General features: G+C 54.6%; 15 protein-coding genes. 8 read left to right on the top strand and 7 right to left on the bottom strand.

Annotated elements, in window-relative coordinates:
* Positions 1 to 9: 9 nt before the first annotated feature.
* The 4 genes from KGP16_RS08270 to KGP16_RS08255 form a co-directional block, all read right to left on the bottom strand.
* The gene (locus KGP16_RS08270) at positions 10 to 1188 is read right to left on the bottom strand and encodes a MalY/PatB family protein (RefSeq protein WP_223501140.1); all 1179 of its coding nucleotides are present in this window, start codon (positions 1186 to 1188) and stop codon (positions 10 to 12) included.
* Entirely contained in the window at positions 1175 to 2623 is a 1449-nt protein-coding gene (gene nhaC, locus KGP16_RS08265) for a Na+/H+ antiporter NhaC (protein WP_021805199.1), read from the bottom strand. The genes KGP16_RS08270 and nhaC overlap by 14 nt, the downstream gene beginning before the upstream one ends.
* A 142-nt stretch (positions 2624 to 2765) precedes the next feature.
* Entirely contained in the window at positions 2766 to 3770 is a 1005-nt protein-coding gene (locus tag KGP16_RS08260) for a LacI family DNA-binding transcriptional regulator (protein WP_094982724.1), read from the bottom strand.
* Positions 3771 to 3906: 136 nt separating this feature from the next.
* The gene (locus tag KGP16_RS08255; protein ID WP_021805201.1) at positions 3907 to 4497 is read right to left on the bottom strand and encodes a Yip1 family protein; all 591 of its coding nucleotides are present in this window, start codon (positions 4495 to 4497) and stop codon (positions 3907 to 3909) included.
* Positions 4498 to 4704: 207 nt separating this feature from the next.
* Here KGP16_RS08255 and KGP16_RS08250 point away from each other — a divergent pair, with 207 nt between their 5' ends.
* The 8 genes from KGP16_RS08250 to KGP16_RS08215 all read left to right on the top strand — a co-directional run bounded on the left by KGP16_RS08250 (position 4705) and on the right by KGP16_RS08215 (position 10734).
* Positions 4705 to 5172: an acyltransferase gene (locus KGP16_RS08250; RefSeq protein ID WP_037375107.1), complete on the top strand. Its 468-nt coding sequence runs from the start codon at positions 4705 to 4707 to the stop codon at positions 5170 to 5172.
* Complete coding sequence (locus tag KGP16_RS08245) at positions 5173 to 5715, top strand: GNAT family N-acetyltransferase (RefSeq protein ID WP_021805202.1); 543 nt, start codon at positions 5173 to 5175, stop codon at positions 5713 to 5715.
* A gap of 79 nt (positions 5716 to 5794) precedes the next feature.
* Positions 5795 to 6628, top strand: coding sequence for a DUF1460 domain-containing protein (locus KGP16_RS08240; RefSeq protein WP_021805203.1), 834 nt, complete (start codon positions 5795 to 5797; stop codon positions 6626 to 6628).
* A gap of 118 nt (positions 6629 to 6746) precedes the next feature.
* Positions 6747 to 7559, top strand: coding sequence for a MetQ/NlpA family lipoprotein (locus KGP16_RS08235; RefSeq protein ID WP_021180425.1), 813 nt, complete (start codon positions 6747 to 6749; stop codon positions 7557 to 7559).
* A gap of 132 nt (positions 7560 to 7691) precedes the next feature.
* A complete protein-coding gene (locus KGP16_RS08230) occupies positions 7692 to 8717 on the top strand; it encodes a MerR family transcriptional regulator (RefSeq protein WP_223501138.1) in 1026 nt (341 codons plus the stop codon).
* A 388-nt stretch (positions 8718 to 9105) separates the two neighbouring features.
* On the top strand, positions 9106 to 9654 hold the full coding sequence (locus tag KGP16_RS08225; protein WP_209523510.1) for a GNAT family N-acetyltransferase: 549 nt from the start codon (positions 9106 to 9108) through the stop codon (positions 9652 to 9654).
* Positions 9655 to 10019: 365 nt separating this feature from the next.
* Complete coding sequence (locus KGP16_RS08220) at positions 10020 to 10559, top strand: hypothetical protein (RefSeq protein WP_037375109.1); 540 nt, start codon at positions 10020 to 10022, stop codon at positions 10557 to 10559.
* A complete protein-coding gene (locus KGP16_RS08215) occupies positions 10543 to 10734 on the top strand; it encodes a hypothetical protein (RefSeq protein WP_223501136.1) in 192 nt (63 codons plus the stop codon). The genes KGP16_RS08220 and KGP16_RS08215 overlap by 17 nt, the downstream gene beginning before the upstream one ends.
* 121 nt (positions 10735 to 10855) lie before the next feature.
* Here the strand turns inward: KGP16_RS08215 and KGP16_RS08210 are convergent, their stop codons facing one another.
* The 3 genes from KGP16_RS08210 to KGP16_RS08200 form a co-directional block, all read right to left on the bottom strand.
* Positions 10856 to 11776 (bottom strand): DUF808 domain-containing protein, encoded by a 921-nt coding sequence (locus tag KGP16_RS08210; RefSeq protein WP_021805207.1) that lies wholly within the window; start codon positions 11774 to 11776, stop codon positions 10856 to 10858.
* Positions 11777 to 11952: 176 nt separating this feature from the next.
* Positions 11953 to 12882 carry a D-alanyl-D-alanine endopeptidase gene (gene pbpG / locus KGP16_RS08205; protein WP_037375110.1) on the bottom strand — a complete coding sequence of 310 codons (930 nt, stop codon included), beginning with the start codon at positions 12880 to 12882 and terminating at the stop codon, positions 11953 to 11955.
* 156 nt (positions 12883 to 13038) lie between these two features.
* Positions 13039 to 14142 carry an adenosylhomocysteinase gene (locus KGP16_RS08200; RefSeq protein ID WP_021180419.1) on the bottom strand — a complete coding sequence of 368 codons (1104 nt, stop codon included), beginning with the start codon at positions 14140 to 14142 and terminating at the stop codon, positions 13039 to 13041.
* Between the last annotated feature and the right edge of the window lie 213 nt (positions 14143 to 14355).

Genomic DNA, 14355 nt, shown 5'->3' with positions numbered 1-14355 from the left:
CTATAAAAATCAATCAGTTAGTTTAGCCAACCCTGCGACGGCCATTTCAAGATAGATGCGTGGGCAGCCGAGATTGATGCGGATAAACCCCTCCCCTTGCTCGCCAAATCCACAGCCCATCGAAGGCGCAATTTTGGCCTGTTGACGCATGGCTAGCTGCAAAGCATCATCATCCAACCCCAGCGCACGGCAATCCAGCCAGGCCAGATAGGTGCCTTGTGCTGATATTATCCGGCACCATGGAGCCGCCTGCTCCATTGCCTGTGTAAACCAGCGCCGGTTCTCAGCCAAATAAGCCAACAGGGCATCAAGCCACGGACCGCCCTGCTGGTAAGCCGCCGTTGCTGCCGTCATGGCAAGCGCGTTGAAAACGTCTAACCCATGCGCATTGAGCCGTTCGACAAATTGTTCACGTAGCGCCGTATTCGGGATCAGGAAATTGGAGATGCGTAGCGACGACAACCCAAAGGTTTTACTGGCAGAGGTGGCTACAATCACCCGATCGTGCCACTGCGGCCCCAGGTGTAACACCGAGGTAAAGCGCTCATCTGGCAGGATCAAATCCGCCCAGATCTCATCAGAGATCACCGTCACCCCATGTTGCTGGCATAGCGTCAGCAATTGCGTCAGTTCCTGCGGGTTCCAGCAGCGGCCGGTTGGGTTATGCGGATTGCACAGCACCAGCAACGGCGGCTTCTCCCGCTGCAACATATCGGCCAACTGGATAAAGTCAAAGTGATACTCCCCTTCCCGCTCCTGCAGTGGGTTCTCTAGTACCCGCCGACCATTGAGAGCGATCACCTTCTTGAAGGAGCCATAAAAAGGCCCCTGCACCACGACGCCATCACCGGGCTGGCTGAGCATCTGGATCAGCAGAGCAATCCCCGGCACAACCCCTTCGATCGAGGTAAACCATTGCCGTTCCAGCGGCAGTTGGTGACGTTGTGCAAACCACTCTATAGCCGCCCGGTAGTAAACTTCGTCACGTTCGCTATAGCCAAATACGCCATGATCGACACGCGCATGCAGAGCCTGCTGCACTGCTGGCGGGCAAGGAAAGTCAAAGTCTGATACCCACATCGGCAACAGGTCGGTTTCATGCAATTGCAGATAATGCCCCATGAAATCCCATTTTACCGAGCTGGTATGGTGGCGATCGACCACCTGGTTGAAATCAGGCTGTTTCATTTGGCATCTCCTGCTGTTGAGCCTCTGGCGTCACTCTGGCGATGCCAAAACCGGTAAAGCCGTAAATCAAGGCGAAGAAGACCGCCGCGTAACACTGCACCGCCCAAGGCAGCAGATCCAGCGTGTTCACTCCCAACGTGGTGGCCATATAAACACCGGCCGCTGTCCAGGGAATGAGGGGCTCAATCACCGTACCGGCATCTTCAATGGTGCGTGACAGGTTGGTGTTATCCAATCCCATGCGGCGATAAGCATCCTTATACAGCTCAGCAGGAATGAGCAGCGCCAGTTTGCCGTCGCTGGTCGCTCCGGTGACCAGGATGGTGGTCCCCACCGTGGCGGCAATCAGTTGGCCGGTGGTGCGTACCACTTTCAGCAACCGGTTGATAATCACCGTCAGCGCACCGGTCAAGGTCAGCGCACCGGCAAACGAGAAGGCACAGAGTACCAGCAGGATGGTGCTCATCATTGAGAACATGCCACCCCGGTTAAGCAAGCGCGGAACATCGGCGATCACACCGCTGATATCATGCCCGCGTTCAGCAAACATCGACAGGTTGAAGCCGTCCATCAGCGCGTTCAGGCCCTGTTTCAGGCTAAAGCCCTGCATCACCACGGCGAGGCCGATCGCTAGCACACAGGCTGCTAGCATGACCGGGATCACCGGTCGTTTGGTCACCGCCCCCCACAGCACCAGCACCGGCGGCAGGATCAGCAGCAGGTTGAAATGATATAGGCTTTCCAGCCCAACAATGATGTCAGTGACCCGCTGTGGCGTGGCAACCGTTCCCACCACGCTGCTATGACCGGCGATCAGGTAAACGGTGGCTGCCAGCACAAAGCTGGGCAGTGTGGTGTACATCAGGTGTTTGATATGCGCATAGAGATCGGTTTCGGCCACGATGGCGGCAAAGTTGGTCGAATCCGACAGCGGAGAGATTTTATCGCCGAAATAGGCCCCGGAAACCACCGCGCCAGCCGCCGCAGCCAACGGCACATCCAGCCCCGCAGCAACGCCCATCAGCGCAACGCCGACGGTCCCCGCAGACCCCCATGAGGTGCCGGTACAGACGGAGATCACGCTGGTGAGGAAAAAGGCCGCGATCAGAATATATTGCGGGCTGATCACTTTCAGCCCCCAGTACACCATGTAAGGAATGGTGCCGCTGATCATCCAGGTACCAATCAGCCCGCCGACGCAGATCAGGATCATGATCACCGGCATAGCCTTCGCCAGTTTGCTGACGATCGAGTTGATAATGTCATCCCAGCTGTAGCCCTGCCACAGTGCCAACCCGGCAGCAACGGCCGCCGAAAGCAGTAACAGCGGTTCAATACGTAATTCCCACACCCCATAGCCGACGATCAACAGCGTCAGCATGGCAACGATCGGCAGCAAAGCCAGCCAAAGGTTGAGCGTTTTCTTACCATCCATAGGTCACCCCGAATTGTTATTGATGTGCCGCTAGCGTAGTGAATCCTGATTTCTCGGGGTGTGAGCTAGCGCCTCAAGCCATGTAACCGCTTTCATGACGGATAACTTTGTGAGGCAGATCTCAGAACAACCTCTGGACAAGTTATCCCTGCCAGCGAGTGACCGAGTCACGCAGCACCAGTTCAGCGCTAAACATGTTATTTTGCGGCGGCACCCCTTGTTGTTGCTGGCTCAGCAACGCCAGCCTGGCAGCCCGCCTGGCCATACGCTCGATGGGATAATGCATGGTACTTAACGCGGGATACAGATAGCGCGCCAGCACCACATCATCAAAGCCGATAATCGACAGTTGCTGCGGCAAGGGGATTTGGCGCTGGTGCAAGGCTCGCATCATGCCGGCGGCCATCACATCATTAAACGTCACCGCGGCCGTAAAACGATGACGGCTGGAAAGTATCTGCTCTGCGGCCAATTCGCCCCCCTCTTCATCAAAGGGCACGCTGATCACCCATTCACCCGGAACGTCGATTCCCGCCTGTGCCATCGCGTTGCGGTAGCCCTGTAAACGCAGTTTGCGATCGTCGATGGGCAAATCGGCGGTCACACAAGCAATACGCCGATGCCCCTGTTGCAGCAAATGTTCGGTCGAAGCCTGAGCCGCGCTGAGGTTATCCAACCACACGCAGCGGTTGGCAATGGCAGGAAAGTAGCGATTGATGATCACCAAACCGGGGGAATGAGCAGCATAGCGCAGCACATCGGCATCGCTCATGCGGGTGATGTGGGCGACAATCGCCTCACAGCCCTGGTTAATCAGAAAATCCAACCCGGCCTTTTCGCGCTCCGCCTGGTGCCCGCCGCTGCACACCATCAGCTTCGCCCCTTCTTTGCGGGTCACTTCCTCCACACCGCGTGCCAGACGCGAGAAAAAAGGATCGGCCAGATTGCCGGTCAGCAGCCCCAGCATGTTGCCACTGCGTTTGGCTAACGCCAGGGCCGCCGCATTGCGGTGGTAATTGAACTCGCGCATCGCTTTTTCGACACGCTCGCGGGTAACAGGCTCAACATAGGCGGTATTGTTAATCACCCGAGAGACCGTCGCAGCGGAAACTCCGGCTCGCTGCGCCACCTCTTTCATTGTCGCCATCAATTATTCCAGTCGGTATCATTTGATGAGTTGATAATAAGCAGGCGGGAGTAACAAATCCAGATGAGCGAGTTCGGCTCCTTTAAACAAAAGCCCCTCATACCCAAGGATATGAGGGGCAACGATCACGCTAACATCAGAATAACCAGGAACCATATCCCCACATTAATACCGTCAGACCGAGCAACAGCTCAAGCAACAGAATGCCCATAGCCAACGTCGAGCTGGAGAAGATAAATCCCTCTTTACGATCGATATTCAGGAAATGCGGAATGCCGAGATACAGCAGATAGCCCGAATAAGCCAGGCCGATAATCCCGACGAACAGGCACAACCAGACCACCGGGTACAGCGCCACTAATCCGCTGAGGAACATTGGAGTCGCCACATAGCCCGCAAAGACCATACACAGATGCAGACTTGGCCGCGACTCATAACGCCGCGCCATCCAGTGGATCACCTTGCCCATGATCGCCACGCCAGCCAGCATCAACAGATAAAACGCGACGGCGGTGTAGAAAGCGGTGAACATATCCAGGCGAATTGCCTGCCCTTGGCCAGAGAGCCAGCCAAGCTGCGTGGTACCGATAAACGCACTGACCACCGGTATTAACGCCATTAGCAGCACGTGGTGGGTATACAGGTGCGAGACGGATTCATTCTCGCTTTTGATCTGTTTCAACTCGACGTTGGGATGGGTCAGTAGACCCCAGACATGATTGACCATGAGACACCTCCTCACTTCGCCGCCAACCGCGATCGGCGAACGGAAAACACACCACTGGCGGTTCAGACACCGCGCAAGGGTTGCGGCTATCAGGCTCTCTGCCCTGCATCAATTATAGTCTTTGGCTGAAAAAACGTACGCTGTCAGCGGCCTGTGGGTTACTCTGCACTATAATCAATATGTTGCGTTATTTGATGGAGGGAGACCATGACAACCAAGATCCGCACCCGCCAAAGCGGGATTAATAACGTCCAGGCCGGACAGAACGTGATGGTGATAGAACCCAGCAACCTGTATGGCTGCCAGTTGGGGGACGACGTGTTTGTCGGCCCATTTGTCGAGATCCAGAAGAACGTTTGCGTGGGCGCGCGCAGCAAGATCCAGTCGCATAGCTTTATCTGTGAATACGTGACCTTGGGCGAAGATTGCTTTATTGGCCACGGAGTGATGTTTGCCAACGATCTGTTCAAAGGGGGCACCCCAAATGCCGACCCGGCAAGCTGGGGGCACACGCAGCTCGGCAACCGAGTTTCTGTGGGTTCTGGCGCCACCATACTGGCCGTGGAAATCTGCGATGACGTGGTGATTGGTGCTGGTGCAGTAGTCAGCAAAAACATCACCCGCAAAGGTATTTATGCGGGCAACCCCGCCAGGCTGCTAAGGGAGCTGGAATAATTGCATCAGGCGATCGGCATCGAAATTATCAGCGAACTCCCCTTCGGTTACCTGGAATACGGTGATTTTTCCTTTGCCGTCTCCTGTTACGCCCAGCCCTGTTTTGATAAGCCAGTCGAGCTGTGGCCGACCCAGCCAGTGGCTCCTTTCAATAAAGTCTACCCGCTGGCCCCGTTCCTTAATGACGATGGGGAAACCTTCCTCGCTCGCTACCAGGGGGAAGCGGTAGGGCATATCACACTCAGCAAAAACTGGAACGACTATACGCTGATCGAGGAGATTGCCGTTAGCCACCACGCTCGCCGCCAAGGCGTAGCCACGGCGCTATTGGATGCCGCACGTCATTGGGCACGAGAGCAGGACACCGCCGGGCTGATGCTGGAAACGCAAAACAATAATCTGACCGCCTGCCGCTGCTATCAACGCTATGGTTTTGTGCTGGGTGGCATCGATCATTTACTCTATCGTGGGCAACCGGACATTGCCGATCATGAGATCGCGCTGTTTTGGTATCTGCCGTTCAATAATGAAGTGGGCTATTGATCTACCACTTTTTGGGTGACGTTAGGTTTACCTTGCGCACGCCATACTGGCCAAACCAATGATCGCTTGGGAGAGAGGGATGCGTGGCTTGGCCCTGATAATATTGTGTACGACGCTGATGGGTTGCAGTGGTAAACAACCGGCCAAAATCCCGGTAGAATCGCTACCGCAACAGGTGAAACCAATAACAATGGCGATAGCAATGGACGATTACACAGTAAACAAACTGCAGGCAGCGCTGGCTCTGCATGCGGCGGTACCGGAAATCGATAAAGGGCGGGCCATTGAGATGCTCTCGCAGACTTTCCTGGAAACCCCTTACCTAGCCAACCGGCTGATCGGTTCCGCCACCACAGCGGAACAATTGGTGATCGATTTCCGTGGGGTAGATTGCTTTACCTATCTGGATTACGTGCAGGCGCTCAGAACCGCCACCAGCGAAAATGAATTCGTCGAAAATGTGATTCAGACGCGCTATATCAATGGGGACATCAGTTTCCCGCAGCGCAAGCATTTCTTCACCGACTGGGCACACACCCGCCAGATCCTTGCCGATGACGTCACCCCGCAACTCAGCCCGCATACCGTCACCGTGGTAAAACAGCTCAACCGCAAAGCGGATGGCGAGCTCTATCTGCCTGGCATCCCAGTCACCGAGCGCAGCGTCACCTATATCCCTAGCGAATTTATTGATGAGCAGGTGATTAGCCAATTACAGACCGGTGACTATATCGGCATCTATACCAAGCTGCCTGGGCTGGACGTTACCCATACCGGCTTCTTTATCATGACCCCAAATGGGCCGGTACTGCGCCATGCTTCCTCGCGCACGGAAAACCACAAAGTGATGGACTCGGCGTTTGCCAGCTATGTGCTGAATACGCCGGGGATCGTGGTGTTACGACCGCGCTGATCGCCGGGTTATGAGCTATAAGAAATTGTGCTTAACCAGGATTTGACTTGGCTACGGCCATAGGTTTAGCTGTTGGCACAACACTGACCGATCTTATTGTTTTTACAGGGAGTCACTCATGGCAATTGTTTGGCGCTGCACCGCTTTGGCCGCAGCATTAGCAGCAACGTTGTTATTACAAGGGTGCGATCAGAAAGCCGATCAAAACCATATCAAGGTTGGCGTCATTAACGGTGCCGAGCAGGACGTGGCAGAGGTCGCCAAACGGGTGGCCAAAGAGAAATATGGCCTGGACGTGGAGCTGATTGGCTTTAGCGGTTCGTTGCTGCCCAATGATGCCACCGACAAAGGGGAACTGGATGCCAACGTATTCCAGCACCGCCCCTTCCTGGAACAGCAAAATAAAGATCACGGCTACAAACTGGTGGTGGTAGGCAATACCTTTGTGTTCCCCATGGCTGGCTATTCGAAAAAGATCAAATCACTGTCAGAGTTGCAGGACGGCGCGGTAATTGCCATCCCGAACGATCCCACCAACCTGGGCCGTGCGCTGTTGCTGCTGCAAAAGGTTGGGCTGATCGAGCTTAAGCAAGGCAAAGGCCTGCTGCCAACCTCGCTGGATATCAGTGCCAACCCGCACAACTACCAGATTATGGAGCTGGAAGGTGCACAGCTGCCCCAGGTATTGGACGATCCGAAAGTCGCGGTAGCGGTGATCAGCACCACCTACATCAACCAGATTGGCCTGACGCCGACCAAAGACGGGATTTTTATCGAGGATAAAGATTCGCCGTACACCAATATCGTGGTGGCGCGCGAAGATAATAAAGATGCACAGAACGTGCAAAACTTCGTGAAAGCCTACGAGTCCGATGAAGTCGCCAAAGCGGCAGAGAAGATCTTCAACGGCGGTGCCGTCAAAGGCTGGTAACTCCCCCGCGATCTGTTGCAGGCGCTGGTTGTTGGTGCCTGCAACGCGCCACAAAAATTCCCCACCTCCCTGCTTGACCCTCACGTAACGTCAGGCTGTAGTATCTCTGCTCACACCAGGGAGATAACCAGCATGTTACTGAAAGTCGGCGAACTGGCCCGCCGTTCGGGCATCACCATAAGAACCTTACATTATTACCACAGCATTGGGCTGCTGGTTCCCTCTACACGTTCCGATGCCGGATATCGCCTCTACAACCGGGAAGATATTACACGCCTGCACCATATTCAAGCCTTGCGGCGAATGGGTGTCGCACTGGCAGAAATCGACTCGATTCTGGCGCACTCAGGGCTGGCATTACCTGCGGTTATTGAACAGCAGATTGCCATGCTCGATCGGCAACTGACGCAGATAACCACGTTGCGCAGTCGCTTACAGCATATGCACGCCCAATTGACTCAAGGCAATGAACCTGAACTGAATGATTGGCTGACCACGTTGGAGATGATGACCATGTACGACAAATACTTTACCGCCGACGAACTGGCGCAGTTGCCGTTCTATCAGGCCGACGAAGCGCGTAATCGTGAATGGCAGGAGATGGTGAGCACGGTGCAAGCGCTGATGGACGGTGGGGCAAGCACCGAAGATCCGCGTGCTCAGGCCATTGCGCGCCGCTGGATGTGCACGCTGGAGCGTGATACTGCAGGCAATCCGGCATTTCTGACCCGCCTCAACGCCATGCACGCCGATGAGCCTTCGATGCGCGAACAAACGGGGATCACGCCAGCAATGACCGATTACGTCACCCGAGCCTTTGCCGAAACCAAGCTGGCGATCTATCAAAAATACCTGTCTGATACCGAATATGCCTATGTCCGTGCTCACTATTTTGATCGCATTCAGGAATGGCCAGCGCTCATTGCTCAATTCCAGCAAGCGATGCAGCAGGAGGTTGCACCTGCATCAACACAGGCTAAACAGCTGGCAGCCCTTTGGCTGGAGCTGTTCCAGTCCTATGCCAGTGACAATCCGGCCACCCAGATGAAGATCCGTCAGGCGATGGAACAGGAGCCGACTTTGACCGAGGGCACCTGGCTCACCCCGGCTCTGTTGGACTATCTGCGCCAGTGCGTCACACAGCTGATGCGGGGGTAACCCGTGTCCCCTCACCCCAACCCTCTCCCACAGGGAGAGGGAGCTGGCCGGAGTACTTGTTTAACCCGTAATAACAATAAAACATAGTAATATCAAATAAGTAAAGAATGACGAAACTGGTTTGTACCTTCGATGCATCTGCGTCGTTTCAGGAAGTAATCGGGAGTATCAACGGACTCGATCGGTCCCCTCGCCCTGTGGGAGAGGGCTAGGGTGAGGGGGTAACACCTAACGCAATGGCATACCTTTCTTCACCTAACACATTTGTCAGCATGAAAATGCCATCATTTTTTCTTATCCCCACCAGACAAAAAGCCAATTTATCTTGTCGCCAGGCGCGGAGCATAATGCCTTGGTACTCTGATTTATCATCATAAAAGGGAGCTCTATGTCACTTGCACCCCCACCGCGGGCAACGCTAAGCGTCTTCGATGCCGGTACTGAGGATATGGCCGCCATTCAACAGATATATGCCCATCACGTGCTTTACGGGCCCGCCTCGTTTGAAGAAACGCCTCCGATGCTGGATGAGATGCAACAGCGCCGCCAAAACGTCTTGGCTGCGGGGTTGCCATGGCTGGTGGCGAAGATGGAAGACCGCGTCGTGGGCTATTGCTATGCCACGCCGTATCGGCCGCGACCCGCTTATCGTTATACCATCGAGAATTCGGTCTATGTCGCCGAAGGCCTGCAAGGGCAAGGTATTGGCAAGGCGTTACTCGGCGCATTGATTGCCCGCTGTGAACACGGCCCGTGGCGGCAGATGCTGGCAACGATTGGCGATGCTGCTGGCAATGCTGGCTCCCTTGCCCTGCACCGCAAGCTGGGCTTCACCAGCATCGGCACTCTAAGCGGCGTCGGGTTTAAATTTGGCGGTTGGCTGGATACTCATATGATGCAGCGGCCACTGAATGACGGCAGCCATACGCTGCCTTAGGCCCTTTCCGGGCAAGCTGCTGATTTTCATCTATAGTTAATCTTGTCGTGGCTTAGCGATCTCAGCGTGCATTCACGCATTCACTAAACATAAACAGTCGGGAGAGACGGATGAAAATTTTTCTGTGGATTATTGCGATTATCTTTATTGTTGGCCTACTGACCATTACCGGTGTGTTCAAACTGATCTTCTAGTTCTCCCCCCCATTGGGCGCATCAATGCGCCCTGCATCGCTCTGCAGTGATGTAAGCATATCAATGAGCTCAGATTCTTTTCGAGCCGCTTCCCAACTCTCTTATATTATTGTCAAAATCCGCTAAAAATCGTGTTGAATGCCTTCATTGCTACGTTAAAGAGAGCACAGGATGGCCTCAATTCATCACCTAACTCTTCCGTATCCTTTGGAAATCAACCGAGACTACGGAAAGCCCTACGTCACTGGTACCTTTGAAGTTGGAGGCAAGCTATTCCTTGTGGTGTTCAACAAAATAGCCACAGCGACAGAGGCTCGAGCCAAAGGCTACGCTATCAACATGCCTGACATACCTTTTCCACCCAATGGCATGGTAGAAATCTTTTTCGACGCTCTGAGCGTACCTGAAGAATACGGCCAATTTAGACACGTGCCGTTGCCGGGTGAAAACGGATCCAGAGTCTTGTTCAACGTTGCCAAGCTGGTGAGACTTCATTATAGTGTTTGCAAACCTGGTGGATATTTGTTCTATGCAGCGCCTGATGTTCACAGTGAACGCAAAGTTGATCTGGTCATCATCTATAATAGCCTGCTAGGGTTACGGAACCCGCAAAGAACCCAAAGTGATACCAGACTCTGTCGATTGCCAGCTGGTTGGCACGCTTATAACGGATTGTGTGCAGATGGGAGGGGTTATGTCATTACTTGCTGAAAAACCTGTTGGTAACAAAATATTGGCCCGTCAGCGCCTAATGATGCAGATGGCTGCTACCCAGGTTGTGAACCAGAAATTACTGACCGGGGAGTTTGAGTTGCGTGATGGGAAAATCGCCAAAGGGAAAAACTTCCCTGAGCCCCACCATCCGCAACTTCACCAAGAAGGTTAAGCCCACAGGCAAAACGCCGTGTTGCCGACAGCGCCAACGTTAAAAAAGCCCAATTTTTATGAGTTCGCGCTGTCAACACCCGAAAAAACACATTTCGGGTGTTTTTCACTAATCCGCAGTATCAAGCCTTAAAACGAGCCCGCACCGAACCAATCCCAGAGACCACCAGCATCACAACGCCACCGGCGATCAGGCCAAACACTGCATTCAGCAGCGTTGGGGTCAGGCCCCCAAGAATGGCACCAACGCCAGGCACTACCGTAGAATAACTCGCCCAGTCGGTGAACAGGTGATGCACCGGCGGTAAGCCGTGGGTCAAAATACCGCCACCCACCATAAACATGGCCAGGGTACCCACCACCGACAGGGTTTTCATCAGATAAGGTGCCGCACTGACGATACCGCGCCCTAACGATTGTGCTAACGCGCTACTCTTACGGGCCAGGTAGAACCCCAGATCGTCCAGCTTGACGATGCCTGCCACGATGCCGTACACCCCAACCGTCATCACAATGGCGATGCCACACAGCACAATCACCTGCTGACTAAAGGTGGCTCCGGCTACGGTCCCCAGCGTGATGGCAATGATCTCGGCGGAGAGGACAAAGTCGGTACGAATGGCGCCTTTGATTTTGCGCTGTTCATAGACCGCAACGTCCTCACTGGTATCCAGTTCCGCTTTCTCTTCTGCCTCTGCGCCCTTGCGGTGCATCAGGCTGTGGTAAACCTTTTCAAACCCTTCATAGCAGAGGTAAGCCCCACCGACCATCAGCAGCGGCGTAATCGCCCAGGGGGCGAAAGCGCTGATCAGCAATGCCAGCGGTACCAGGATCGCCTTGTTGATAAACGAGCCTTTGGCCACCTTCCACACCACGGGGATTTCGCGATCGGCCTTAACACCACTAACCTGTTGGGCATTGAGCGCCAGATCGTCTCCCAACACCCCGGCGGTCTTTTTGGCCGCCATTTTCGTCATCAGTGAAACATCATCCAGTAACGAAGCGATGTCGTCGATCAGGGTTAATAAGCTACTGCCTGCCAAAATGCACTTTCCTTATTAAAGGGTGGGATAGCCATACCGGTTTAGCATAGCGGGTTAAAAACATGAAGAGGGGAAATCCTAATGATTTTACTGCAGGTGCAGGCTTAAGTCGTGAATTTTGCACAATGGGAAAGTGATAGCCTGCCGTAACAGACGGCAGACTAATAAGTCACGTTTTATTCCGTGTCGTTCTTCGCCAGGGCGGCATCTTTCTGGCGGCGATAATCCCGCGCCGCCGCGGGGATCGGCGTTACTTTGCCGGTTTCAATCCAGGTGCGCAGGCGGCTAGCATCCGCAAAATGGGTATATTTGCCAAAGGCGTCCAATACCACCAGCGAAACGGAGCGGTTGCCGATCACGGTACGCATCGCCAGGCAGTGTCCGGCCTGATTGGTAAAACCGGTTTTGGTCAGCTGGATATTCCATTTCGGGTTGTAGACCAGATGGTTGGTATTGCGAAACGGCAGCGTATAGTTGGGATCCTTGAAGGTCGCCATCCGTTCGGTAGTGGTGCTCAACTGGCCGATCAGCGGGTACTGCTTGGTCGCCAACATCAGCTTGGTCAGGTCACGCGCGGTAGATACGTTATGAATCGATAGCCCGGTCGGTTCAACGTAACGGGTATTAGTCATGCCTAGCGCTTTGGCTTTGGCATTCATCGCCTTGATAAAGGCGTTATAGCCCCCTGGATAATGATGCGCCAAACTGGCCGCGGCCCGGTTTTCCGACGACATCAACGCCAACAGCAGCATATCCTTGCGGCTGATTTCGCTGTTCAACCGCACCCGGGAGTAGACCCCTTTCATTTCTGGCGTCTGGCTGATATCGACCGACAGCATTTCGTCCAGCGGCAGGCGGGCATCCAGCGTCACCATCGCCGTCATCAGCTTGGTGATCGAGGCGATAGGCACCACTTCATCGGGGTTACGTGAATAAATCACCCGATGCGTTTGCATATCCAGCACCATGGCACTGCCAGAAGCCAACTCAGGCTGGGAGGCCTGCACTGCGGCGGTTTTATTGCTGGCTAATGCACTCGGCACCAGTCCAGTACCGGCTTGCAACGCGAGCAGGGTTAGAACCAAAACACGGATTTTCACATGTATTACTCTGTAACGGAGGAGAGAACCGACTGCGTTGAATTATAAGTGAGGGGTATAGAATTGCACTGTGATTGTGAGTAGCTATTTGTGACAAAATCTATCGGCGCAAAATTTATGCAACCCGCGAGCGTACTGGGTTGTACGCCCGCAAGGTAAAAGTTACAGCGCTGGCTGCCAGGCAGATTGCGGCAACAGGTACAATCCGGCAGCATGCTGCTCACCGGCACCGACAATATGTCCGATCCCGGCGGCCATCACGGCCAGGGTCACATCGAAGGCATTCAGGCTGTCGCCGTAGCCTGCCGTCAGGTTGAACATCGACCCGTTGGCCAGCAGATACAGCGTTTTGTCTGCCAGTTGGTAAGCGTTCACAAATGGCATTGGCTCGCTGTGCGGAAGGCCTTGCAGGAAACCGACGTCGATCTCTTCCGCCACATGCCCAACGTTGAGGATAAACACCCCATCCTTGGCCCGTTCCAGATGCCGTGCAGACAGCACGTTTTTGGCTCCGGTGGCCGTGGCAATCACGTCGGCCTGCTCTACGGCAGTGGCTAAATCGACTACCGCCCAACCATCGTAGCGCGCTTGCAAAGCCCGGGCCGGATCGATTTCCGCCACGATAACTTGCCCGCCATAAGCCTTGGCAGAAGCGGCTACGCCCTGGCCCACCAGTCCATAACCAATCACCACCACACATTTTTCATGCAACGTCAGATGGGTGGTCTGGAAGAAGGTATGCCAGGCGGTCAGCCCAACCATGTGGCGATTATGCAGCCCTTCTTTTACCGGCAGGTCATCCCAGTTAAAGATCGGGTAACGCGGTGCAATGCCCCCCAAGCGGCTGATGCCTGAACCGGTCGCTTCCAGCCCAGCCTTGATCTGTGGGCCATTGGCAGATTGATGCAGTCGAGTGGTCAGATCGGCTCCCATTTCACACAGATGAGTCGGCCCCCAGGCCAGCGCGCGGTCGAAAGATTCAGACCAGTCGGCATCGCTCATATCACGCCAGGCGTGCGCTTGGGCACCGTGACGTTCCAGCCAGGCCACTACGTCATCCTGTACCGTCGTCGGGTTACAGGTGGTGAGATAAATGGCAGCGCCCTTATCCAACAGCCCGGCTACCAGCGGGGCCATTTTCAGATCCAGGTGCATGTTACACGCCAGACGCACGCCGTGCAGGTCCGGTAACGCCGCCACTGCAGCGCGGGTACGCGGCATATGGCGCATGGCCCACTTCAACTCACTGTCAAAATCCTGATACATCGGTTACTCCTCTACTACGCCACGCCGCCAGGGCATGGCAGAATGATTAATCTGCATCGCATGACGGCTATTATCACTTATCTCGCAGCAAAAAACCGAGGTGACCATCATGGCAGCAGCATGAGTTATGGTTTTTCCGAGCTATCAGGGGGGAGGAACCGCCGAACAGATTGTTCGGCGGTACAGGCCGCGATGGCGCAACTCACGGCCCGA

The organism is Serratia sp. JSRIV006 (assembly GCF_019968685.1).
Lineage (GTDB): Bacteria > Pseudomonadota > Gammaproteobacteria > Enterobacterales > Enterobacteriaceae > Chania > Chania fonticola_B.
The sequence above is the reverse complement of the archived record's forward strand: the minus strand, read 5'-3'. Positions and strand labels throughout refer to the sequence as shown.

Coding starts and splice junctions, on each gene's coding strand:
- KGP16_RS08270 (WP_223501140.1), bottom strand. CDS start 1,188: ATGAAACAGCCTGATTTCAACCAGGTGGTCGATCGCCACCATACCAGC.
- nhaC (WP_021805199.1), bottom strand. CDS start 2,623: ATGGATGGTAAGAAAACGCTCAACCTTTGGCTGGCTTTGCTGCCGATC.
- KGP16_RS08260 (WP_094982724.1), bottom strand. CDS start 3,770: ATGGCGACAATGAAAGAGGTGGCGCAGCGAGCCGGAGTTTCCGCTGCG.
- KGP16_RS08255 (WP_021805201.1), bottom strand. CDS start 4,497: ATGGTCAATCATGTCTGGGGTCTACTGACCCATCCCAACGTCGAGTTG.
- KGP16_RS08250 (WP_037375107.1), top strand. CDS start 4,705: ATGACAACCAAGATCCGCACCCGCCAAAGCGGGATTAATAACGTCCAG.
- KGP16_RS08240 (WP_021805203.1), top strand. CDS start 5,795: ATGCGTGGCTTGGCCCTGATAATATTGTGTACGACGCTGATGGGTTGC.
- KGP16_RS08235 (WP_021180425.1), top strand. CDS start 6,747: ATGGCAATTGTTTGGCGCTGCACCGCTTTGGCCGCAGCATTAGCAGCA.
- KGP16_RS08230 (WP_223501138.1), top strand. CDS start 7,692: ATGTTACTGAAAGTCGGCGAACTGGCCCGCCGTTCGGGCATCACCATA.
- KGP16_RS08225 (WP_209523510.1), top strand. CDS start 9,106: ATGTCACTTGCACCCCCACCGCGGGCAACGCTAAGCGTCTTCGATGCC.
- KGP16_RS08220 (WP_037375109.1), top strand. CDS start 10,020: ATGGCCTCAATTCATCACCTAACTCTTCCGTATCCTTTGGAAATCAAC.
- KGP16_RS08215 (WP_223501136.1), top strand. CDS start 10,543: ATGTCATTACTTGCTGAAAAACCTGTTGGTAACAAAATATTGGCCCGT.
- KGP16_RS08200 (WP_021180419.1), bottom strand. CDS start 14,142: ATGTATCAGGATTTTGACAGTGAGTTGAAGTGGGCCATGCGCCATATG.